19 protein-coding genes are annotated in these 23,017 nt (G+C 67.5%); 6 read left to right on the forward strand and 13 right to left on the reverse strand.

The features are described 5' to 3' along the window. Positions 1-351: 351 nt before the first annotated feature. From HV675_RS16925 to HV675_RS16940, 4 genes are read left to right on the forward strand one after another with little or no spacing between them, the layout of a single operon-like run. Positions 352-2,568, forward strand: coding sequence for a TonB-dependent receptor (locus HV675_RS16925; RefSeq protein ID WP_175112078.1), 2,217 nt, complete (start codon positions 352-354; stop codon positions 2,566-2,568). 25 nt (positions 2,569-2,593) lie between these two features. Beyond that, a complete protein-coding gene (locus tag HV675_RS16930; RefSeq protein ID WP_377700784.1) occupies positions 2,594-3,400 on the forward strand; it encodes an ABC transporter ATP-binding protein in 807 nt (268 codons plus the stop codon). Further along, the gene (locus tag HV675_RS16935) at positions 3,397-4,404 is read left to right on the forward strand and encodes an ABC transporter substrate-binding protein (protein WP_175112080.1); all 1,008 of its coding nucleotides are present in this window, start codon (positions 3,397-3,399) and stop codon (positions 4,402-4,404) included. Before HV675_RS16930 ends, HV675_RS16935 begins: the two co-directional genes overlap by 4 nt. After that, positions 4,404-5,447 (forward strand): FecCD family ABC transporter permease, encoded by a 1,044-nt coding sequence (locus HV675_RS16940; RefSeq protein WP_175112081.1) that lies wholly within the window; start codon positions 4,404-4,406, stop codon positions 5,445-5,447. The genes HV675_RS16935 and HV675_RS16940 overlap by 1 nt, the downstream gene beginning before the upstream one ends. 111 nt (positions 5,448-5,558) lie before the next feature. On the opposite strand, the gene HV675_RS16945 is transcribed toward HV675_RS16940, so the two are convergent. The 3 genes from HV675_RS16945 to HV675_RS16955 all read right to left on the reverse strand — a co-directional run bounded on the left by HV675_RS16945 (position 5,559) and on the right by HV675_RS16955 (position 9,535). Continuing rightward, a complete protein-coding gene (locus tag HV675_RS16945; protein WP_246270335.1) occupies positions 5,559-6,398 on the reverse strand; it encodes an alpha/beta hydrolase in 840 nt (279 codons plus the stop codon). 657 nt (positions 6,399-7,055) lie between these two features. After that, complete coding sequence (locus HV675_RS16950) at positions 7,056-7,334, reverse strand: hypothetical protein (RefSeq protein WP_175112082.1); 279 nt, start codon at positions 7,332-7,334, stop codon at positions 7,056-7,058. Then, entirely contained in the window at positions 7,310-9,535 is a 2,226-nt protein-coding gene (locus tag HV675_RS16955; protein WP_175112083.1) for a GNAT family N-acetyltransferase, read from the reverse strand. The genes HV675_RS16950 and HV675_RS16955 overlap by 25 nt, the downstream gene beginning before the upstream one ends. 179 nt (positions 9,536-9,714) lie before the next feature. Between HV675_RS16955 and HV675_RS16960 the strand changes: the two genes are divergently transcribed. Continuing rightward, a complete protein-coding gene (locus tag HV675_RS16960) occupies positions 9,715-10,275 on the forward strand; it encodes an SPOR domain-containing protein (RefSeq protein WP_175112084.1) in 561 nt (186 codons plus the stop codon). 79 nt (positions 10,276-10,354) lie between these two features. Here HV675_RS16960 and HV675_RS16965 read toward each other — a convergent pair whose 3' ends face one another. Then, a complete protein-coding gene (locus HV675_RS16965) occupies positions 10,355-10,633 on the reverse strand; it encodes a 7(1) septoil knot domain-containing protein (protein WP_175112085.1) in 279 nt (92 codons plus the stop codon). A gap of 261 nt (positions 10,634-10,894) precedes the next feature. On the opposite strand from HV675_RS16965, the gene HV675_RS16970 reads away from it, so the two are divergent. Then, positions 10,895-11,155: a hypothetical protein gene (locus HV675_RS16970; RefSeq protein WP_175112086.1), complete on the forward strand. Its 261-nt coding sequence runs from the start codon at positions 10,895-10,897 to the stop codon at positions 11,153-11,155. A gap of 46 nt (positions 11,156-11,201) precedes the next feature. Here HV675_RS16970 and tssA read toward each other — a convergent pair whose 3' ends face one another. From tssA to HV675_RS17015, 9 genes are all read right to left on the reverse strand, one after another. Continuing rightward, positions 11,202-12,410: a type VI secretion system protein TssA gene (gene tssA / locus HV675_RS16975; RefSeq protein WP_175112087.1), complete on the reverse strand. Its 1,209-nt coding sequence runs from the start codon at positions 12,408-12,410 to the stop codon at positions 11,202-11,204. Positions 12,411-12,434: 24 nt separating this feature from the next. Further along, a complete protein-coding gene (locus HV675_RS16980) occupies positions 12,435-16,766 on the reverse strand; it encodes a type VI secretion system protein (RefSeq protein WP_175112088.1) in 4,332 nt (1,443 codons plus the stop codon). After that, positions 16,763-17,860, reverse strand: a complete 1,098-nt coding sequence (locus HV675_RS16985; RefSeq protein WP_175112089.1) for a DotU family type IV/VI secretion system protein — start codon at positions 17,858-17,860, stop codon at positions 16,763-16,765. Before HV675_RS16985 ends, HV675_RS16980 begins: the two co-directional genes overlap by 4 nt. Continuing rightward, complete coding sequence (gene tssK / locus HV675_RS16990; protein WP_175112090.1) at positions 17,841-19,328, reverse strand: type VI secretion system baseplate subunit TssK; 1,488 nt, start codon at positions 19,326-19,328, stop codon at positions 17,841-17,843. The genes HV675_RS16985 and tssK overlap by 20 nt, the downstream gene beginning before the upstream one ends. Positions 19,329-19,393: 65 nt before the next feature. Next, complete coding sequence (locus HV675_RS16995) at positions 19,394-19,912, reverse strand: hypothetical protein (RefSeq protein WP_175112091.1); 519 nt, start codon at positions 19,910-19,912, stop codon at positions 19,394-19,396. An 8-nt stretch (positions 19,913-19,920) separates the two neighbouring features. Continuing rightward, positions 19,921-20,307 (reverse strand): DUF4150 domain-containing protein, encoded by a 387-nt coding sequence (locus HV675_RS17000; RefSeq protein WP_175112092.1) that lies wholly within the window; start codon positions 20,305-20,307, stop codon positions 19,921-19,923. 4 nt (positions 20,308-20,311) lie between these two features. After that, positions 20,312-20,875 carry a DUF3540 domain-containing protein gene (locus tag HV675_RS17005; RefSeq protein WP_175112093.1) on the reverse strand — a complete coding sequence of 188 codons (564 nt, stop codon included), beginning with the start codon at positions 20,873-20,875 and terminating at the stop codon, positions 20,312-20,314. Beyond that, positions 20,872-21,990: a pentapeptide repeat-containing protein gene (locus HV675_RS17010; RefSeq protein ID WP_175112094.1), complete on the reverse strand. Its 1,119-nt coding sequence runs from the start codon at positions 21,988-21,990 to the stop codon at positions 20,872-20,874. Before HV675_RS17010 ends, HV675_RS17005 begins: the two co-directional genes overlap by 4 nt. Further along, a partial coding sequence (locus tag HV675_RS17015; protein ID WP_175112095.1) for a pentapeptide repeat-containing protein occupies positions 21,987-23,017 on the reverse strand: 1,031 nt, incomplete at its 5' end. The genes HV675_RS17015 and HV675_RS17010, both read right to left, overlap by 4 nt.

A 23,017-nucleotide genomic window follows, 5' to 3' on the forward strand; every position in this document is an offset into this window, starting at 1 on the left:
GCTTCGTTACCGAAAGTCAGACCTGGGCTTTGCTTTCTTCCATTTATTTCTTTCTGGGGCGCGCAACCCCTGGAGACCGCGATATGACTGAACCCGTCAGCACCCGGCACGCATTGCCCACCCTGCGCCGGCTTTTCCATTCGATCCGCCATCGCACACTTGCGCTGAGTTCATAGCGGCGCTCGTCTGCCGTTCACGCGCCACACGCCAGACGCCCCCCGCCATTACCGGACGCACGACATGCCCAGACCGGGTCGGCCCTCGCCAACCCGGGTGGATTCGTTCGTCCCGCGCGAGCAGCACCGCGATATCGCGGATGAACCCAACCCACCACACGCATCACACCAGAGAATGGACCTATCCCCTTCGCTCGCATCTGCCGGGCGACACGCGGCACGCCGCCTGTTACACGGCGGTGCGCTTGCCTGTGCATGGCTGATTCACGCGACGCCGGCGATCGCCGATGACGTGGCGCCGCCCGATCAGCAAAGCGGTCAGCCGGCCGCGACGGACAATCACACGTTGCCGGCCGTGCAGGTTCAGAGCACGGCGCCCGCCGCATCGGACACGCCCAACCTCGGCACGCCGATCCAGACCGGCAGCCGGCTCGGTCTGTCGAGTCTCGATACGCCGGCGAGCGTCGAAACAATCAATAGCGAACAGATCGACGAACGGGGCGACAGGAGCGTGACGCAGGCAGTGACGCGCGCCACCGGTTTTGTGACGGATGCCGCACCGGGCAACGGCGGCACGTCGGTCTCCGTGCGCGGCTTCAGCGGACCGGAGTCGATCACGACGCTGTACGACGGCGTGCGCATGTTTCCGGGCGCCGGCACCGTGACGTTTCCGTTCGATACCTGGTCGGTCGATCGCATCGAAGTGCTGCGTGGCCCCGCATCGGTGCTGTACGGCGAAGGCGGGATCGGCGGCGTGATCAACGTCGTGCCGAAAGAGCCGCAGCGCGACTACGCGACGACCATCCAGCTTGGCGCGGGCTCGTACGGAGAGAAACGCGTCGCGCTCGATACGACCGGCGCGCTCGGGCCGATGCTGTCCTACCGCTTCTACGTCAGCGACGACCGCTCGAACGGCTGGGTGCCGCGCGGCAATTCGCATACGACTGCGCTAGGCGGATCGCTGCGCCTCGACGTCGATCCCACGCTGTCCTTCACGCTCGACTACGACTATGGCCGGCAGGAGCCGGCGCGCTACTTCGGCGTACCGGTCGAGAACGGACAGCTGAATCCGGCGCTGCGTTTCCAGAACTACAACGTCGCGAACGCGTCGATCGCCTATTACGATCAGTGGACGCGACTGAATACGACATGGCGTGCGGCGCCCGGCATCACCTTGCACAATCAGCTGTACTACCTGCTGACCAACCGCCATTGGCACGATAGCGAAAGCTACTCGCTGCTGCCCGACGGCAATGTGCTGCGCAGCGACTACATCGAGATCCTGCACCACGAAAAGCAGATCGGCGACACGCTCGATGCGACCTTCGACGGCCATCTGCTTGGGCATCAGAACCGCGTCGTCGTCGGCGCCGACTTCAACGTGATCTCGTTTCTCGATACCAGCAATTCGCCATTCGACGGCTCGTCGATCGTGCCGGCGTTCAACTTCGATCCGGGTGTGTTCATGAGCCCGGACCCGACGGTGCCGGCGTTCCGCACCATCACGCATCAGGCGTCGCTGTTCGCCGAAGACCGGCTCGAACTGACCGACAGGCTCGCGTGGGTCAGCGGACTGCGCTACGACCATATCGATTTTCATCGGGACACGTTCGCCACCGCGACCACCGCTGCGTCGTCGTTCGACAAGACGTTTGCGCATACCGGCTGGCGCACCGGCCTCGTGTTTTCGCTTACGCCGGATCTGTCGATCTACGCGCAGTACACGACCGGCACCGATGGCGTCGGCTCGCTGATTACGCTGTCGCAGTCCGAGAGCGCGTTTACGCTGTCGACCGGACAACAATGGGAAGCGGGCATCAAGCAGCAGGTGCTGGGCGGCCGCGGTTCATGGACACTGGCGTTCTACCAGATCGTCAAACGCGACCTGCTCACCACCGATCCTCTGAATCCGGATCTGAGCGAGCAGGTCGGCAAGCAGTCGTCGCGCGGCGTCGAGTGGTCCGGCGCACTGCAACTCGGCGGCGGCTGGTCGATCAACGCGAATGCCGCGCTGCTGCGCGCACGGTATGACAACTTCAGCGAAGAGGAAAACGGGCAAAGCGTATCGCGTGCGGGAAACGTGCCGTTCAACATTCCGGAGCAGACCGCGAACGCATGGCTCGAATGGGCATTTGCGCCGGGCTGGAAGGCGGGCGCCGGCGTGCAATACGTCGGGCGGCGTTTCGGCGACAACGCGAATACCGTGCCGATTCCGTCGTATACGTTGTTCGATGCGTCCGCGTCGTGGCGGGTGACGCGCAATCTCACGCTAGCGTTATATCTGCGCAATCTGACCAACCGCGTGTATGCGGTCACAACGCAAAACGACGGCACCGAGTGGCTGCTTGGAGCGCCGCGTTCGGGCTGGGTCACCGCGACGATCAATTTCTAAACATCTTCATCCACGGAGCCGCCTCGTGACGTCACTGCTGATCGACGGACTGAACTGGTCGCCGCCACAAGTCGAGCGTCGCCGCGACGATGCGGACCTGCTGCGCGAGATTGTGCTGCACGCCCGCAGCGGCGAATTCGTCGGGCTGATCGGTCCGAACGGCAGCGGCAAGACCAGCCTGTTGCGCTGCGCGTTCCGCTACGCGAGGCCGCGGCTCGGCACCGTGACGCTCGACGCAGACGATGTCTGGTCCCATCGCGCACGCTGGGCGGCGCAGCGCATCGCGGTGCTGCTGCAAGATGCGCCGGACGACTTCGGACTGAGTGTGGCGGAAGTCGTCGCGATGGGGCGCACGCCGCACAAGCGGCTGCTTGAAGGCGCCACACCCGGTGACGCGGCACAGGTCGATCGCGCGCTGCGCGATGTCGAACTCGAACCGGCACGCGACCGGTTATTCGCATCGCTGTCCGGTGGCGAAAAGCAACGTGCGTTGCTGGCGCGCGCGCTCGTTCAACAACCACAAGTGCTGATGCTCGACGAACCGACCAATCATCTCGACCCGCGCCACCAGATTGAAATACTCGGACTGGTCAAACGCCAGCGGATCACGACGATCGCCGCGATTCACGACCTGAACCTGGCTGCCGCGTTCTGCGACCGGATCTATGTGATCGCGGCGGGTGAAATCGCCGGTTGCGGCACGCCCGACGAGGTGCTGACCGAGCACATGCTGAAAACCGTGTACGGCGTCAACGCATTGGTGGACAAACACCCTGTGTCGTCGCGTCCGCGCATCACGCTGATTGCGGGCGATGGAGCGACGCTGTCATGACCGCACGAATTGCGCGCTTCTTCTTCACCGCGCTGGCGTTCGCGGCGCTTACGCCGGTCGCGTATGCCGGCCACTATCCGGTCACCGTGCGCAGTTGCAATCGCAATGTGACGTTCACACACGCGCCGTCGCGCGCGGTCAGCAACGACGTGAACCTGACCGAGATGATGCTGCGTCTGGGGCTGCGTTCGCGCATGGCGGGCTACACCGGCATCGACGGCTGGAAGACTGCGCAGCCGTCGCTGCATGACGAACTGAGCGGACTGCCCGAACTGGCGCTGCGCTATCCGTCGCTTGAAACGCTGGTGGCGTCAGGCGCCGATCTGTATGTTGCAGGCTGGAATTATGGCATGCGTGTCGGCGGTCCTATCACACCCACCACGTTGGCCCGTTTCGGCATCGCAAGCTACGAATTGACCGAATCGTGCGCACACGTGATGCCTCGCCCCGCTGCATCGTTCGATGATGTCTACAACGACTTGCGCAATCTCGGCGCGATCTTCGACGTCGACGCGCGTGCACATGCGTTGATCGCAGCCATGCAGGCGCGCATCGATGCGGTCTCGCGCACGCTCGGCCCGCAGGTGGAACGCACGCGGGTATTCGTCTACGACAGCGGCGAAGACAAGCCGTTTACCGCGGGCGCACTGGCGATGCCGAGCGCGCTGATCCGCGCGGCGGGTGGCAAAAACGTGATGGACGATATCGCGCAGAGCTGGACCCAGGTGAGTTGGGAAAGCGTCGTCGCACGCAATCCACAGGCGATTGTGATCGTCGACTATGGCGCGGTGACGGCGGACCAGAAGATCCAGTTTCTCATTGGCAATCCGGCATTGGCGAACGTGGACGCAGTGCGATCGCGCCACTTTATCGTCGTGCATTACGATGCCGCGACGCCTGGCGTACGCAATGCCGACGCGGTCGAGACGATTGCGCATGGATTGCATCTGGCTGCGTTCGCGCCGAGGCCGGCGGCGGCCGAGCAAGCCGCACAAGGACGGTGATGGATACGATGCAAGCAATCTCCGTCGCACGAGCGACCCGCAAAAGCCATCTTCCGATCGTTACGCTGGTCTTGCTGTTAGCGGTGTCAATTGTGATTGCGACAGGCGTGGGGCCCGCTTACGTCGCACCCGACATGACGGCGCGCATCGTATTCGCGCACCTGTTCGGCGGTCCGGCGGGCGCCGCCGCCGGACCGCAAGACAGCATCGTCTGGCTGATCCGCCTGCCTCGCGTGCTGCTGGGCGCGCTGGTCGGCGCGTCGCTTGCGGTCGCCGGCACGGCGCTGCAGGCGGCCACCGCCAATCGTCTCGCCGACCCGCATCTGCTCGGCGTGAGTTCCGGCGCGAGCGTCGGCGCCGTGGCCGCGACGTTGTGGATCGGCGCCGCATTCGGGCCGCTTACGCTGCCCGTGCTTGCCTTCGCCGGCGCGCTGGCCGCCACGTCACTGGTCGTCGTGCTCGGCGCGCGCGGCGGCCGGCTCGACTCGCAACGATTGTTGCTATCGGGCATCGCGGTGTCGTTCGTCATGATGGCGTGCGCGAATCTGATGCTTTACCTCGGCGACCAACGCGCGGCCGCGTCGGTGCTGTTCTGGATGCTCGGCGGGCTCGGTCTTGCGCAGTGGGGCGTGCTCGGCGTGCCGGCCTGCTTCGCCGCCGGCGGCCTGCTGTTGCTGATCGGCTGGCGACGCGAACTGAATGCGTTGATGAGCGGCGATATCGTTGCCACGACACTCGGCGTCGATGTCGCGCGAACCCGCCGCCAGGTGTTCGCCGTGAGTTCGCTGCTGACTGCCGCAATGGTGGCCGTGAGCGGCGCGATCGGCTTTGTGGGACTGGTCGCGCCGCATGTCTGCCGGCGCCTCGTCGGCGCCGATCATGCGCGTCTGCTGCCGGCCTCGGCGTTGTTCGGCGCCATCCTGCTGATCTGGGCGGACGTCGCCGCGCGCATGCTTGTCGCGCCGGATGAACTGCCGATCGGCGTGCTGACGGCGCTGCTGGGCGGGGCATTCTTCGCGCTGCTGGTTCGGCACGGACGGTAACGAGCGCGGTTTCGCGCGATGGCTGCGGCCGTTTGAACGACCGGCCCGCGCAAGATGCGTCGAACAGCGGCGGTTACGGCGGCGCCGCCAGCGGCATGGCCTTCGGCCCGTTCAATCCGCATGCGGTCTTTGCGCCGCGCTATGGGCGGTGGTGGGCGACACGTCCTGCATCCATCGATCGATGTCGTTCACCACCTTCTCGTCGATGCCCCAATAGCCGTGCGGCGATCGCGAACCGCAATCGTTCGACGACCGCGCCACGCCGCCCTGTTCGAACAGCACCGTGGGCTGCGCGTTACGCATTGCGTGCGCGATCTCGTTCGCCATCGAAGGCGGCGCGACCCAGCATCGGTCGTCGCGATTCGCGACGATCAGCGCGGGCGCGCGAACGTCCTGCGGTTGCGCATCGAACACGGTCTCGCGAGATTTGCCGACAACGGAAACGGATTCGGTCAGGACCACGCCGGCCAGTTCGCCTGGTCCCGCATGCGACGCGGCATTCATCGCCGCGATCGACCCCTGGCTCGTGCCCATCACCCATACCGGTACATTCGATAGCGAATGCGCGAAGCCAAGGATTGTCTGCGTAACGGCTGCGTATTCCGCGGTACTGCGCTGTCCGCGCATCGACCGATGGTCGATCGCATCGACGATCACCACGCCGTACTTGCGACGAGCCCACAACTCGCGCGTCCGCACGACGAAGTTGTCGCCGCTGCGGATTGCGCCGTCGCGCTCGATACCGATTTCGTCGGCTCCGCCCGGAAACATCACGATGATGCCGCGCATGCCGGCTTTCGGACCGTAAAACAATACACGCTGATAGCCGCCGCCATCGAGCGGCAGATCGCGCACGAGCGTGTCGCGCGCGTCGGCACTGGCAATCGAACCCGGATTTTCGTCATGCGCCGGCGGCTCTTGCGCATACGCGCCGGCGCATTGACATGACATGCCTATCGCGACCCACGCGATAGGCGCGCACAAGCGACGGCCAACCTTACCCAATAGCATCGATGTCCTCATATTTCGTCAGCAGACTGAATCTTGCGAAGCCGCCGGCAGCCGTCATTCGAACGGCTTACGCGTCGCGATTCCGCAAGCGTTGGAGCAGTTTAGAGCGGGAGAAAATATGCGTCCAATATATCCGGACGAATCGAGCCCTATCCGTCGGATAGGGCTCAACCGGCGCGAGCGCGCGACGCGCGGCGGCGTGTCTGTCCAGCAGGCAGCGCGCAACCGCGCTGCCTGCCGCACTGTCATCAGGGCGTGCCCTTGCGCCGAGGTGAATCCGGTTCGTTGACCACTTGTGAAGCTCTTACGCCAGTTCGTTTCAATGCGCTGGCGGGCACATTGGCCGGGTCGATCGGGAACGAGGTCGGTCCGTCCGTTCCGCCGCCACCCGTCTTGGTCCCGATCGCGCGAAATTGGGTCGGGTCGCTTCGCCTCGGTACAAGGCTCACCTGGACGTCCCCTCCGCCGAATTTTGTGGTCCCGCCGTCGAGGGAACGGCTTCGATTGCGTAGCTCATTGACCGATGTCACCGCCGACGGACGTATCTCCGTTTTGCCGCGTTTAGGTCCACGCTCTCCGGCGTGGGCGCCATGCCCCTTACTGAAGCGGAACTCGGAAAGCGTGCGTGTGCCCGATGACGACGGCGCCGGAGTTGGCGGCATCGGAGAGAGAGTCGACGATGAGGACGACGACCGGGACCGGGACGACGACGAGGACGACGTTGACGACAACGCCGACGAGGGCCGAGGCCGAGGAGGCGTAGGTGTTGGCGTTGACGGCGCCGTCGATGAGGATGGCGACGGCGCAGATGGGGCTTTTCGTTTGGTCATTTATCTTTTCCTGAAAGGAGGTCAAACTGCGGCGGGGGTCATGCAATCCAATCCATCGTTTAAAGCACGCGGGTTCGACGGCTGCTGCGGCGCATTCATGGCCTCATCGAAGCGCTTGAACAGTGCCAACGTGTCAGCCACTGGCACAGGCGTTTCCACTAACGACCGGTGATAGTGAAGCTGACCATCATCGACAGTGGTGACAATCAACCGTTCAAAGCCGATCCGACCCAGTGTGCGAATTGAACGAACATTGTCGGCATAGGCGGACGCGAACAGGTCGGTGACACCTTCCGCCGCGGCTTGGGCGACGAGCAGTCTTGCGGCACGCGAGCCCAAACCCGCACCCTGTGCGTGCCCGCCGATCCAGAAGTAAATCTCCGCAGCTACGCCGCTGCGCCGATAACTCACGACGCCAACCGGCCCCCACTCGCCGCTCACGACCGCGTAGCTGCAACGTCCCACGTCGCGCCACTCGTTGCCGATCCATTCCAGCACCTGCTCGCGGCTTGCCAGCGCGGGCAGATTCGTCATCGGAGCAATGTGAGGATCGCTACAAAACTGGCGCAACAGGCCATCCGCGTGTCCGCCGGAAAGCGGCTCGATGCATACGTCCCGATCGCGCGCGAGCGCAGGCCGGTATCCGCCGCGCGATCGCCAGCGCACATCGCGCCTGCGCAGCGCGCGATACAGCGCGGCGCAGGTGCGATTGGACGGCTCCAGTTCGAGCGCCGTTGAAACATGTGCGATCGCATCGTCCGGATATCCGGCAGCCGACAGGCAACACGCGACGTAATAGTGCGCGGCGACGTCTTCGTGACCGGATGCGAGCGCACCGTTGAATACATCGCGAGCAAGGGCCCAATGTCCTGCATGCATCGCCATCAGGCCCAGTTGCTGATCCACGGACGGATTCCGCCTATCGGGCAGATGACGTTGTGCGACACGCAGCAGTGCAGCCCGCCATGCGTAAAGCGCCGTGTCCGTCAAATGCAGCGGTCGGCTGCCGTAGCCGGACACCAGCCGCGCCAGGACGCGTGAATCATGGTGGGAGAGCCGCAGCAACGCGAGCAGCGTGTCGGGCGGCGCGATTGCCGCCAGCGCTTCAGCGGACGCCGCGAGCGACGCGCTGTCGTCCGGGTGATGCGCGTCGAGACTCGCGCGCAGCGCGGCGACGCGCTCATCGAGCGGCGGTTCGCCCGCGCGCCACCACACCGCATGCACGACCAGGCCGTCGTCGGCGAGCTGCCGCTGATAGACGGTCGCCGCGTACGCGGCGTGATACATCGCGAGCGCATGAAAATTCACCGGCAGCGGCGCGTCGTGTTGCAGCCACGCGGATTTCGGCCATAACATGCCGGCCCGCAATTGCTGTTCGCTGCATACGCCATGGGCCGCCGCCAGCAACAGATAACCGGCGCGGCTGCAGAACCGGTCGAGCGCATCGAGCATGGCGAGCGTCTCGACGGGCAGCAGCAGCGGCGCGCTCGGCAACTGCGCGACATAATGCGCGGCCAGCGGCTCGCAGTGCGCGTCCATGGCGTGAACGGGCATCGCGTGCCATGCGCAGTTCAGCATGTCGCCGTCCTGCTCACCCGACAGCTGCGTATCAGGCCGATACGCATAGCGACCCTGCATCCACTCGCCCCGATGCGCGGCCCAAAGGCTCGATGACTGCCGCTCGAACAAGCCGGCGGCGAGCAGCACAACCGGGTTCCTCGGGCAAGCGATCACCAGTCCGCTATGCGCGATCTGCAAACCCGAACCGATCGCACCGCGCCATTGCCCCCATGCGAAGCCGTGCTTCGTTGCAAGCCGGGTCCACGGTCCATGCATCGCACTCGGCGCTGCGCCGCCCTCGCTGTCGCCGCTCTCGCAAACCACGTAGCAGTAGTCGAGCGTCGCGGCCGGACTGCCCGGCAGCCGTTCTTCCAGGGCTTGCAGAAGCAGCCATGCGAGCCGCCCCTGCGCCGGCGCGAGATCGAGCAGATAAAGCGGCTCGTGCGGATCGATACGGCCGGCCGCCAGTTCTGCCTCCCAATAGCCGACGACCGCATTCGCCCATGCCGCGGCCAAGGCCGGATTCGCGAGCGCATCGGCAAGCTGATCGACGAACTGCGCGCTCGCGGCAAACCCGCTGCGCATGTCGCGCTCCCCGCTCGCGAACGGTTCCATCGTATGCACGCCGCGCGCCGTAGCGACGCCGCGCTCTGCCTCCACCTCTACCTGTACCTGCAATGCGGACATGCTCGCTTCCTCGTCGACGACTGCTTTCCATCGGGACCCGCACGCCCTTTTCTCGCAAACGGCAGGCGCCTGATACACGTCCCGGTTCGCCGTGAATTCCACCCTTGCCTATCGCCACGGCAAGCCGCACAATCCATCGGCCCGTTGTCATTCGGCTGCTTATTCAGCCTCGATAGCCCATGCTCAAAACCCTGTTCCTACTGCTGCTGCTCGCGTTCGGCACGGCGATGTTCGCTGCCGGTGCGCTTGCGCCGCCCGCGGTCAAAACGCCGCTCGCCGCACTCGCCGCTCGCGCGGCGACCCTGTTGCACGCGCCGTCCGATGCACGCGCCGCACCGCATGCCGCCGCGCCGGCGGCGGCGCCCGCTCATGCGCAAGCCGCCGAAGCCGCTTCGACGCCGCTCGCCAGCCTGCTGGTGCCGGTGCCCCCGCCGCCTCACGGCCGCTATGCGTTGCAGGCGGCGAGCTTCGCGTCGCGCGATGCGGCCACCTCGTTCGCTGCCTCGGCCATCGCACAGGACTACAAGGCGCTCGTCGTGCCGGTCAGCGATGCGGGTCAGCCGTTTATCGTCGCGGTCGGCGACTATCCGTCGCCTGACGCGGCGCGCGCCGATCAACTCGTCGTTCAGCGCCAGTTGCAGGCGGGCGTGCTGCCTCCGGTGATCCTGCTGCCCGCCGCGGCGGCATCGGCCGGCGCGTCCAGCACGAAAACAGCAGCGGCCATACCGGACGCGCAATGACGTGCAATAACCTGCACTAACGCGCAGGCCGCCAGTCCCGCGAAGCGTCCCGTCTGTCGCCATCCGCATAGCCCGCGCATCACCCGAGTCTCCCCTTCATTCGATGGGCGACACGCCAGCCCGCTGCGCCGCGCGCGTCGACAAAACACACCTTCAGTTGCGCCATCCCCTCGTCGCAGAAATACGCGAGGACCGTCGCGTCGTCACGGCTACGCGTGATGAACCACAACGCGTCGCCATACGCCGCACCCCAGCTATCGACGCGGCAAGCGAGCAGATCCGCGCGCCCGCGGTCGCGAATCAGCGCAATGCGCACTTGCGCTTCGCCTAACGTCGCCGTCTGATAGATGCGCGCCATCAGACACTCCCGCGTATCCGCGCGGCGCGGTCACCGCGCAAGGGACGCCGTACCTGTGCGATTCCATGAAACACAACTGCGCGCGGCAATGCGTTTATGCGCCGCATACTTGCGCAATCCGCGGCGAGCGCCGATACTCGCGCCTGCCTTGTGATGTGGAGCAAGCCCTTGAACGATCGCCGATTCTCCTCGCCTGCCTCGTCGCCTGACTCGCCGCCTGACTCACCGCCGCGCCGCACCGAACCGGCCGACGAAACCCTCATGCGGTTGCCCGACGGCACGCCCGTCACGCTCGTGCAACCGAACGGCATGACGCGCCCCGTGCTCGGCACGCGCGAGCCGGCCGACGCCGGCGATACGGCGCGGCGCGCACGCGCGCTCGCCGCGTGGGGTGTCGCGCCCCGCACGCCACGCCAACCCGTCGCCGCCGCAATCGAAACGCCGTTGCCGCTGCGCACCCGCACCGCCCTGGCGTACGAACTGCCGCCGGAAATCGCGGCGCAATTGCGCCGCCGCGGCTGAGTCGCCGCCTGCCACGCGGGTTGTCGCAAAGTCTGCCGATGCGCGCTCATGCGTTTTCCGCTGAAGGCATCGTGAGCCCTACCAGTTCGAAGATATTCAGTTGCCCCTGGCGTTTGATAAACAACTCCTCGTATAGCTGCGTGGTGTTCAACTCGCCCCATTCGATCGCGCACCGAATCAGATACGGCACCGGACTGTGCGGCTCGAGCTTCACGAGCTCGGCGGCCGCCACCGCCAGTTGCGCGTACACGCCGGCCCGGCCGAGCGGCGCGGCGTGCGCGGACAGCGCGCCACGGTCGTCCGCCCAGACCGGCGGGTCACGCCGTTCCGGCTGATCGTCGCGCGATAACGGCGGCGCGCCGCCGCTTTCGTAACCGATTTCCGGCGCCTCGTGCGTCGCTTCAGGTGTGGCTTCATCCTCGTCTGCGACAAGCGGCACGCCGCGCTGATGCAATTCGCCCGCGATAAAACCGCGAATCTGTTCGAGCTGGCCGCGCAGCGCACCGACGCCCGGTCCGTCTTCGTCGAAGCACGCGTCGAGCGTCGCGGCGAGATGCAGCAACGCGTCAATCGCCTCGCCGAGCGCGATGTGTGAGCGCAGTAACGCATCGTCGGCAGTCGCGCGCCATGCACGCGTGAAATCGTCCGCGTCGAAATCGTTGTCCGCGCCCGGCATCTGACCGCGCTCGTGCATACCGTGCACATCGGCCGTCGCAGGCTGACGCCGCTGCCGTTCGCAATCGGCCCACGCGTAGACACGCCCCGCATCGCTCGTCCCCGTAATCGGCACGAGATTCACCGGCACGACCAGCTTGTCGTTGAGCCAGCGAAACAGGTTCGCGCGATGTTCGAAGCCGCCATCCGCCGGCAGCGGATAAGCGGCCTCCCAATAGCGTTCCGTGAGCGCGTCGAGCACCGCGATGCCGGCCGCCAGCCCCGCGAAGCCGTGCTCATGCAGCAACGCTTCGGCAAGCCAGACCGCCAGTTGCAGATCCTTGCTGCGGCGCGCGAGCGCATCGAGCGTTGCATGGGCCACCTGGTCCCACGCGGCGCGTTTCAGATCGTGCGTCCATGCGCCGAGCGGCAGCGTCGCGTCGTCGTGTTCGCGCGCGCGCCGGATGGCCAGCCACTCGGGCGTGCCGCGCAGCGGATCGCCGGCCGGCCGCGCCGGATCGATCGGCGCAAGCAGCGTATCGCCGTGCACACCGTAGTGCCCGGCAAGGAATTCGTTTGCATTGCGAAGAGCGTGGGACATCGTGCTTCCTTCAAGGTCGTTGCTTCAGTTTTTCTCCGGCGCGGCGTCGCCTCCGCCCCCGCCGGCCCCGCCGGCTTCGGCGGGCGAGCCCGGCTCAGGCAGCGGCGGCAAGGTCGGAATCGGCGGTACGTCCGGCAGCAGCGCGGTCGAAAAGCGCGCCGCGCGGTTCGCGAGCGGCGCATCGAGCGACGGCGCGCGCGTCGGGAACATCGGCAGCTTCAGCAGAACCGCGCTGCGGCTCGTCGGGTCCGTGCCCTGCAACTGCAGATTGATCAGCAGCCGCGCGATTTTCGTGATCGCCGCCGGCTGCGACGCCGACGCCGTCGCGGTGGTGGCCGCGGTGGTGGCCGTGGCCGCCGCCGTCACGACCGGCACGTCGTAGCGCAGCGTCACACCATCCGCCGGCGTGGCGCCGCTGTCGCTCGCGTGCTGCTGCACCATGCGCAGCAGCGCCCACGTGCCGGTCGTCGTGAAGGTGGCGGTCAAGCCGTCGACCTCCGGCTCGCCGGGCCGCGCCGGATCGCCGCGCGGCGTCCATGCGGACAGGTCGGCCCAGGTGAGATCGAGCGCAAGCGGCTGGCTTGCCGACCAGTCGAGACTGCTGGGCCGGTTCGGATAGCCGGCCGCATGATCGCCGGACGTCAGCGCCCAGTTGACCACCTGGTCCGCGCCCCGCTCCGCCGCTGGCCGCACATTGAACGTTGCGTTCAGATGCACGGCGAGCGTGCCGTCGGCGCGCAAGGTTGCATCGAAGAAGGTCTGCGCGGCGTCGAGCTGATCCAGGAATTTCACGACCACCACGCGCTGCGCTTTCGGCAGCGCGGCCGCCTGCGCGCGCAATGCGGTGCGCTGCTGCGCATAAGCGCCGAAGAAATCGCGCACCGCGCCGGGCGACGCGTCGCGCGCATCGAGCGAAGCAAATGGGAAACGCCCGGCGAGCGCCGCATCGAAACTCATAAACAACTGGCCGAACGCGTCGGCATTGGTGCCTGCGCAACGCAGATTCGTATCGGCCACGAGCGTGCGGCGCAGCGACGCGAACAGGTTGTTCGCCTCTTCGTCCGCGGGCTGATAACCCTGCAGCCGCACATGACAGTTGGCCGCCTCCATGCCGTTGAGCCGGTCGACGAACAGCGACGCGAGCTGACCCAGCTGTCCCGACGGATCGTTGGCCGGCACATAGCGGTTCACTTCCGCGATCGAGTTGTTCCAGAACGCGACGGTCTGCTCGTTCGGCTGCGCGCTGCCGCTATTCACGACGGCCACGTTCTGCGCGAGCGCGGTAAATGGCGCCGCATAGCCGGCCAGCACCTGCGCGCGCGCCACCTGGCGCGACAGGTAGTCGCGCGTGACGGCCACTGTGCCGAGATCGTAGAAGTCCGGTCCCGCGGGGTCCGCCTGCGGCATATACAGACGGCTTTGCAGCGCGAGGCCGGTGACTTGCGACAGATGATTCGACGCGAACTGCTGCAGGCAGCCCGATAGCGACGCGTAGCCGCCGGTAAAGCCGAATTCCGCGTAGCTGCGCTCGACCGCCACCAGCGAGCCGAGCGTCTGCACGAGATCGCGGCTCGCCTGCGCGAGCGCGTCTTCGTCGGACGACACCGGGGCAAGCATGCCGGCATCGGCCGCCGCCGAAGCCACCGCGCGCTCCACGCCGGTGCGCGGCGGCGTGCGCTGCGCTTCGTTGAGCGCGTGGTTCAACGCGTTCTCGAGTTGCTTGAGCGCGATCCGTCCGAACAGCGGCCGCGCGCCCGGCGCATTCGCCGGCTGCAGATGAAAGCGCCGCGCGTAAGCGCGATACTGGTCCGCATACTTGAGCGCGCCGGCCAGCGCCTCGGCATTCCACGCACCGGGCGCCGCGCCATCCGCCTGGCACACCAGCGGCTCCGGGCGCTGCGTGACCTGCAGATAAGGCAGGCTGCTCAGTTCGGTCAGACCGTCAAACTCTGCGGCAAACGCCGGATTGAATGCGCGTCCGCCCCGGGTCGTCTCGATCAGCGGGTCGTACGGCGGCACCGCGAGCGCGTCGAGCGCCGCATAGACCTTGTCGTCGCACTGCTCGCTCGAAAAAAGACGCTGCGTCGCGTCCGGCAGATCGCCATATGCCATGTTCGATTCGCCGGCCGCGACCGGCGCGCCCGCGGCGATCACCGAGCCCGCGCGCTTGAGCGCCAGCGTCTGCGCGACGAGATCGGTGCGGATCTGCTCGCACAGGTTGCGGCGCCCGCCGGCCGCCGTCGAGCCGAACCAGTTGTCGCGCACCCAGCCGAGCCACCAGACCAGATAGCTTGCCTGCGCGGCCGAGTCGCCTTCGTTGCCGTTCAGTTGCGCCAGCAACCGTTTACCGGCCGACGCCTCGTAGATCAGTTCGTCGTGCAGCACCTGTTCGTCATGCAGAATGTCGGCCGAGTAGATCTGCGGCAGACGGTCGGGCAGATTCGGCTGATAGTCGGTCGATCCCCACCAGACCGCGCGCGCCAGCACGCTGTCGTCGCTGTTCTGCATCACGAGCGCAGTCGGCAGTCCGTACGCGAAATTGACGAGATGCGCGAAGTTCTCGAGTCCGGCGCGCGTCTCGCCGCCGGACAGCGGGCGCACGATTTCCCGATACGTCGTAAGCGCATGTTCGAGATCGGTGATCGCGCGCAAATGCGCGTTGAGATCGTTGCGCGCCTGCAGCAGCCGCTGCTGTCCTTCCGCGGCGACCGGCCCGACGTCTTCGCCGTGCGCGATCAGCTGGTGCGCGCGATTGGTCAGCTGGCAGCCGAGCCCGGGCAGGATCACGCCGTTGAACGCGTGCGCGGTCGCAACGCGGATCGCGCCGTCGCGCAACGGATGCAGCGGCCACGGCCACGACCATGACCACGGGTTCGCGAGATCGAACGAGCGCGTGTCGAGATCGTGCAGCGCGACCAGCAGCGTCGAGATATCGGTCGCGCTCGGGCACACGCCGCCCTGGTACGGCGTCAGGTTCTGCAATTGCACGAGCGAGCGGTCCAGCGTGGCGACTGTCGAGTACAGGCGATAGCCGGCGAACGACAGCGCAATCGCGAACGCCGCGCCGCACACCACCGCGCCGAGCTGGAAGCTGCGCAAAAAGCGGTTGCGCGACCACACCGACGAGCGGCTCGCGCGCGCGCCGCCCCATTCGGCGAAGATCTTGTCGTCGATCAGACCGTCGACGAACGACAGGTCGTGACGCGCCGCGCCGGTCGAGATCATGCCGTCGCCGTCGGTGTCGCCGATGAAATAGATGCCGCGGCACACATACCCCGGGCGGTCGACAGTCGCGCGAAAACTCAGCGAGAGCCAGCGCGACAGGCTGTCGCGCAATGCGTGCAGCCGCGACGGAAACAGCACCGCGCCTTCGCGTTCGCTCATCTCGAGTTCGGCGACCGAACGCGCGGCGGCTTCGGTCTGGATCGTGCGCAACTGTTCGAGCACCGCGGCCAGCGCGGCCTCGCCCCATTCGGCCGGCGTGTCGTTCGACGCGTTCAGCGGCGCCGACCAGCCGAACATCTGTTTGCTGTACGCGGCCGGCTGCTGACGCCAGAACGCGCCGAAACCGCTGACGGCGTCGCACTGCGTGACCACCACATACACGGGCAGCACGAACTGGAACGCGTCCTGCACGTCGCACAGCTGGCGGTACGCATCCGCGCCGGCACGCGCCGCTGCCTGCGGGTCCGCCTCGAGCAACGTGCGCGCGGAAATGGTCAGCACGATCCCGTCGACGGGCCGCTCAGGGCGCAGATCGACGAGCGTCGAGAGCAGCGCGAGCCAGCGCGACGGCGCCTTCGGCGCCACGGCGCCGGCCGCATTCGCGGCGCCGTTCGCCGCGCCATTCGCGGCACCATTCGCGGCACCATTCGCGAGTGCCGGCGCGCCGGCCGCTTTCGCCGCGCCATTGACGAGTGCGGCCGCGCCGGTCGCTTTCGCGGCGCCGTTGGCCGATGCGGCGGCGGATATCGCGCCATCGATATCGATCAGCACGCCGCGATTCATCACCGCCCAGCTGGCGCCTGACGCGCGCAGCGACGCATAGCGCCGGTCCGGATGCGGCTGCTGCAGTTCCGGGCCGGAACGCGAAAAGCTGGTCTTGCCTGACTGGCGCTCGCCGAGCAACACCAACCACGGCAGCCGGTAGCGCCACGCGCGGCGGGTGCGCGCATAGTCGATCGCTTCGAAGACCTTGGCCACCCAGCGGCCAGCGCCGCGCGGCGGCGCGTCCGCGCTTTCCGGTTGCGCGGGGGCCGACGCATGCGCGCCGCCGCGCGCACGCCAGATCAGCACGCCGGCGAGCACGCCGAGCAGAATGCCGATACCAAGCAGAATCTCGAAAGCGAGCGTCACAGCGCGTCTCCTTTGCGCTTGCCGAGCGCGCCATCGCGCACGCGTCCGCTTGCCTGCGTGCTCGTCTGGCCGCTTGTGGTGCGGCCGGGTGAGCGGCGCGGTTGCGCCGTCCCGCCGCTTGCACTGCTTGCATCGCTTGCATCGATTGCGCCGCTTTGAACCGGACCGCTCGCCTGCGTGCCGACGTTGCCGCCGGCCGCGGCTTGCTGCACCGTGTGCGGGTTTTCCAGTTCATTGCCGGACTGCGCCGCATCGAAACGCCCGGTGCCGACGCCTCGCAGGCTTGCCTGCTGCGCGGCGGCATCGTTCGCGAGCAGTTCTTCGAACGGGCTGAGCGCGGTAAACCAGATCGCGCCGGCCACGATCAGGTAGGCCGCCAGCGCGAGCCGCGCGCCGTAGAACCACGGCGACAGCGGCGCGAGGCGGCTGCCGTTCGACTCCGGGTCCGCGAGCCGCACCGTATGCTCGTAGGCCTGTTCGAATGCGCGGCCGGTGTCGTGCGTGCCACGCACGCCGCGCACGAAAGCGGCGAGTTCGAGGCGGCGGCGCGCGAGCCTGTCCGCTTCGCGATCGCCGCGCAGCCCGCCGCGAAAACCGAGTTCCAGCGCCGCCAGCAGCACGAGACCGAGTTCCGCGTGCAGCAGCGTCGGCGCCTGCGTCGCCAGCAGCTGATCGACAATCCGATAGAAACCGACACCCGCCGCGCGCGTATCGAACAGCGCGCCTTCGAGCGTCAACCCGAGCCATTCGGCGCGACCGTTCCAGCGCACCTCGAGCAGGATCTGCTCGTCCGCGAGCGCCGCCATTGCATACTGCGCATCGCGATAGAGCGCGCATTCATCCGGCGAGCCGTCGTGTTCGACCGCGCTTCGTTGCGCGCGCAACTGTTCGAGCAGACGCTCGTGCGCGCGCCTCGCGGGCGATTCCGACTCGGCCCACGCACTGCCGCCCGGCTGCGCACCGGCAGGCGCGCCTGCACCCGCGCGCAACAACGTCGGCTTCACGTCCGCGAGCGTTTCGTAGAAGTCGCAGAAGTACGCGTAAAGCGGCAGCCGCTGACGCGCACCGGCGCCATCAGCGGAGAGCCGCACCATTGCCACCCTCCGCGCTGTGCGTACCCGCCGCCGTCGACGCCGTGTCCGCCAACGCCGGCTCCTGCCGCGGCGGCTCGGCCGGATGCCGGCTCGGCGCCCGATACAGCACGATCGCCGCCGGCGCATGCACGCCGGCGAGGCGGCCGAAGCCCCGGATCGCGAGCGGCCGTCCCGGTGCGAACATCGGCTCGAGCGCGCCGTCGAATTCGAATGCGCTGTTGCGGATCTCGTAGTAAAGCGCGCCAGGGTTCAGCCCCTCGTGCCGTCCGACCGCCGGCACCGGCACAGCCGTCGCGCCCGGGATGCGGCGCTGCTCGAGCGCCTGCAGCAGCGCGGGTTGCGCGATCGTGCAGTTGTCGAACCAGTGCTCGAGGTCGGCACGGCTTTGCGCGGCCGCCGGCATCACCTCGATCAACAGCGTGTCGCCCGCATCGGCCGGCAGCGCGCGCGTAAATTCGCCAGGTCCGATCTGTTCGAACGGCAGGCGCTCGTACATCGGGCGAATCGCCGCCAGCCGCATTTCGATAAACGACAGCGCGATGTCGAAACCGGTCTGGCAGTCGAGATGATCGTACGGCGGCAGCACCGGCGGGTCCGGCGGCATATCCAGCGACGCGAGGCCGCCCACCGTCTGCGCGAGCGCGAGGTAAAGCTGGCGCGGCGCGACATCGGCGCCGGGCACGAGCACGTCGAGCGCCGGCAGCACCGTCGACAGCCGCCGCGCCGCCAGCGTCAGAAAGCTGTCGCCGTCCGCGCCGCGCGTCGACGCGGCGGCCGCTTCCTGCGCGATCTGCCGCAGCTTCATGCGCAGCGTGTCGCGCACCGCGTCGACGCGCGCATGCAGCGCCTTGTCCTTCATCAACGCCGACGCGGCGATCGACGTGAGCGGCGGATGGTAGGCGGTACGGCGGAACGTGCCTAGCACGGTGCGTTCAAGTTCGAGCAGCGGACAGCCGCAGAGCAGGTTCGCCCCGGGCGCCCAGCCGGTCGCGAGGCGGAAGGCGGGCTTGAGCCGCGCGATCGGCACCGGATTCGCGCCGGTGTTCTCGTCGACCGCAGAGCCGCCCGCCACCGACTCGAAGCGCCGGTTCATGGTGCCCGGTGCTGCCGCCGCATCGCCGCGCGTCGGCAGCACCAGTGCGATGCGCCGGCGGCTGCCGGCCTCCTGCATCTCGCCCGTCACGTCCAGTTCGAGCGCGGCGTCGGTCTGGCGATCGAGCAGCACGGGCGTGCCGTCGTCGAGCACGCATTCGACCGAGCGCACGACGACGCGGCCACGCTCGAGCAGCCCCTCGTCGAGTTCGAGCGACAGCACCCCCCAATAGTCGGGGTTCGCGCGCGCGCTCAGATAGCGCACATGCGCCTGCCAGAAGCGCTCATTCTGCTGCAGGTGCTGCGGCGACAGCATCAGCCCTTCCGACCACTGGATGCCGTACGGAACCTCGGGAAAGCCGTTAGACCGGTTCATTTGATCCTCTTCACTGCATGTTTGGCAGGTGTGTCACACATGGTGCGGCCCTTCATTGCAGCCATTCAGCGCGTGCCGTCGTAAGCGACGCTGCCGGGCGACAAGGTGATGCGCATCCGTTTGTATGGCGTCAGGTCCGCTACGCCCTGGCCCGCCGGCACCACGAAATTCACATAGCAATAGACGGTCAGCGCATCCTTCTCGCGCGAACTCAGCTTCAGGGGCCCAAGCGACTGATTCGGCGGCAACTGCACCGAGCGCACGCTGATCTTCGGGCCAAGCGCGGTTTCGAGTTCCGCCCGGTGCGCGAACCAGTCGGGCCCGCTGCGCGGCAGCGCGCTCGCCGTCGGACGGTCGTAGACGAACACGAGATCGAGCGCGGTCGCGCTCGAACGATTCGCGTCGGTGGTGGCGACGATCGTCAGTTCGCGCAGCTTCGCGGTCGGCGGACCGAACCAGCCGCAGCCGGCGGTCAGCGACGCCGCCGCGGCGAGCATCGCGAGCACGGCCCGCGCGGCCACGTGCCGCCTGCCGCGCGCACGCGCGCCGTCCAGCCTGTGCCCAGCCGCCCGGACCCGATTCATGACGCCCCTCATCCCAGCGTGAGCACGCGAAACTGCGCGGGCGTCAGCGACAACCCGACTGCGTTCGGCGGCATGCCGTTCTGCATCGTCAGCGACGTCAGGCGCGTGGCGAACATCACGCCGACCATCACCTTGAAGCTGCCGAGCACCGGGCGGTCCGGGCCCATTTCGATCTGCGACACGACGCCGCCCGCCGAAATGTCGCCGAGGCTCACCGTGCCTTGCGTCATCAGGTTTTCCGCGAGGCCGCCGCCGAAGATCACGTTGAACACCGTCGGGATATGCGTAAACGACAGCGCGAAATTCGGAAACGGAAACGGGATCGGCACCGGCAACAGCTTGCAGACGTCCGGAAACGCAAGATTGAGCACACCGAGATTGGTATTCGCGAACATATCGTCAGCCCATCGAGATGCGGTCGGCGTCGACCTTGACGTCTTTCTCCGCGGTCACCATCACCTGCGCGCCGTGCTGCCGCAGCAGTTGCTCGACGTCGAGCAGGTAGTGCTCCGCGTTGCCGACGTAATGCCGCATCGTGTCGACCACCGTTTGCAGCACGGTGCGAAACAGATCGTGCGCGCTCACGCTCAAGGTGCCGGCAGCGGCGACGATGTCGATGTCCTTCAGCGAGCGCAGCGCCACCCGTTCGGTCGCGACCAGCTCGAGCGACGCTTGCCGGACCGACAGATGCGCGACACCGGGCGCACTGAGCGTCGCATCGGCGACGCTCGTGCCGGCCGGGCGCGCGACGATATGAACGATATAGTTGAGCGCGTCGGCACAAGTCGCGACCAGCACGCGATCGCCGACACGCGGTTCGATCAGACACGACAGCGCCGTCTGCGCAAGACGGCCGTCGTCGAGCAGAAAACGGTGCTCGCCGAGTTCGACCGCGAGCTTCGATTCATGCCATAGCGGGCTCGTGGTGCAAACCTCGCGTTGCGTCACCCCTTGCCGGGTCATCGTAGTTTCTCCTTCGCGAGCGAGCCGCGTTGCGCGGCCAGCAGCTTTGCATCGGTGGATCGGGTCCGGTACCGGCGTGCGCCGGCAAACGACGAATCGCGGAATTGCGCGTCGTGCAGGCTGACGCGTTCGAGCTGTGCGCGCTCGAACGACACCCGCTCGCCGCGCGCGTGATCGAACTGCGCATAGTTGAGGCTCGCGTGCGCGAACGACACATCGGTCAGCCGGCTGTGATGCCAGATGGTCTGTTCGATACGCGCCCGATCGAAACGCACGCGGGCGAGCGTCGCATTGCCGAACAGCGCGCCGGTGAGCGTGGTTTCCGACAGATCGAGGTCGGTCAGTTGCGCATCGATCAGCAGCGCGCATTCGGCGCGCAGGCCGCCGACTTTGGCCCGCGCGATCGTCGCGCCACGGCAGTTCGCCTCGGTCAGCACCGCATCGCTCAGGTCCGCATCGCTGAAGTCGCAGTGTTGCAGCGTGCAGCGCGCGAGGCGGATGCCGGCAAGCGGCAGGCCGGCGAAGTTGCAGTCCATGAACACCGATGTGTTCGCGTCGAGCCGCGTCAGGTTGGCGCGGCGCAAGTCGGTGCCGCTCAATGCGCACTGATCGAAACGCGCGTGCATAAAGTCGGCGCCCGCGACGTCGCAACCGAACAGCACGCTGCGGGTCCATGACGCGGCGGCGAATTGCGCGCCCGTGAGCGCGCAGCGCGTCAGCGTCGACAGGTGCAGCGCGGCGTCGCGCCAGATCGACGCGGACGCGTCGCATTGCAGCAGCGACAGGTACGACGCGCGCACCGCGGACAGATCCGCGCGCGGCATCCGGCATTCGACCCACGCCGAGCGGTCCAGCACCGCGCCGCGCAAATCGGCGCCGGACAGGTCGCACTGCACGAAGCGCGTACCGCTCAGGTCGACATCGATAAATTGCGCACCGGCAAACGCCGCGTCCTTGAACACCGCGCCGGCCCAGTTCAGGCGGCGCAACGGCACGCCGGACAGATCGATGCCGGTGACCGGCCGGCCAAGGCGAAGCTGCGCGTCGATCTGCGCGAGCGTCGCGGCGGCAGTCGCCGACGGCCCATGTGCGATAGCGCCGAGAGCGGCATTCATGCGACCGCCCTCCGCCCCGCCTCGAGCGCGACGCCGCGCAGGTCGGCGCGCGCGAACACCGCATCGCTCGTATCGGCCTGGTAGAGACTCGCGTCACGCAGCATCGCGTCGCTGAAGTCGGCCGAGCGGCACACCGCGCGAAACAGGTCCACCCGTTGCGCATGCACGCCGGCGAGTTTCGCGGCAGTCAGCAGGCAGCCGGCGAACGATGCATCATCGAGCACCGCATGCGAAAAATCCGCGCGCCCGAAATCGCACTGCGCGGCCGACGCGCCGCGCCAGTCGGATGCCGCCAGCGTCGCCTGATGCCAGCTGCAGTGTTGCGCGCGCAGGCCCGTTGCAACCACGTGCGACCAGTCGGCGAGCTTGCCGCCGGCCGCCACGTCGGCGAGCATCGCGTCGGCAAAGCGGCCGTTCGCGAGCACCGCGTCCATCAGCACGACCTTGCGCAGCGTCGCCGCGCCGAAGTCGGCGCCGGACAGTTGCGCGCGCAACAACACGGTCGAGGTCAGCTGCGCGCCGCGCCAATGGCTGCCGGGCGCGCGCGCATTGAGCAGCAGCGAGCGCGCCGCCGTCACGCGCTCGAGGTGCGCGCCCGCGAGTTCGATCTCCGGCGCGACACAATCGTCGAGGCGCGCGTCGCTCAGGTTCGCTTCCGGCCAGTGCGCATGGAATGCCCATGCGCGGCTCAGATTCGCGCCCGCGAAGCCGGCGCCTCGGCCGCTGCTATGGCTCAGGTTCGCGTCCACGAGACTCGCGCCCGAGAAGTCCGCGCCATCGAGACGCGCGCCCGTCAGCACTGCGCGATCGAGCTGTGCGCCGGTAAAGCGCGTGTTGCGCAGGTCGGCGTTTTCGAGCTGCACTTCGCGCAGATCCGCGCGCGACAGGTCGAAGCCGGACAGATCGATGCCGGCGAGATCGCGGCCCGCGAGCAGCACGCCGGCGCGCAGCCATTGCTCGACCTGGGCGCCAAGCCAGCGCGCCGCGGCGGGTGGCAGCGCGCCGTCGGGGTCGGTGTAGCGCATGC

The organism is Paraburkholderia solisilvae, from assembly GCF_902859875.1.
In the GTDB taxonomy this organism is placed as follows: domain Bacteria; phylum Pseudomonadota; class Gammaproteobacteria; order Burkholderiales; family Burkholderiaceae; genus Paraburkholderia; species Paraburkholderia solisilvae.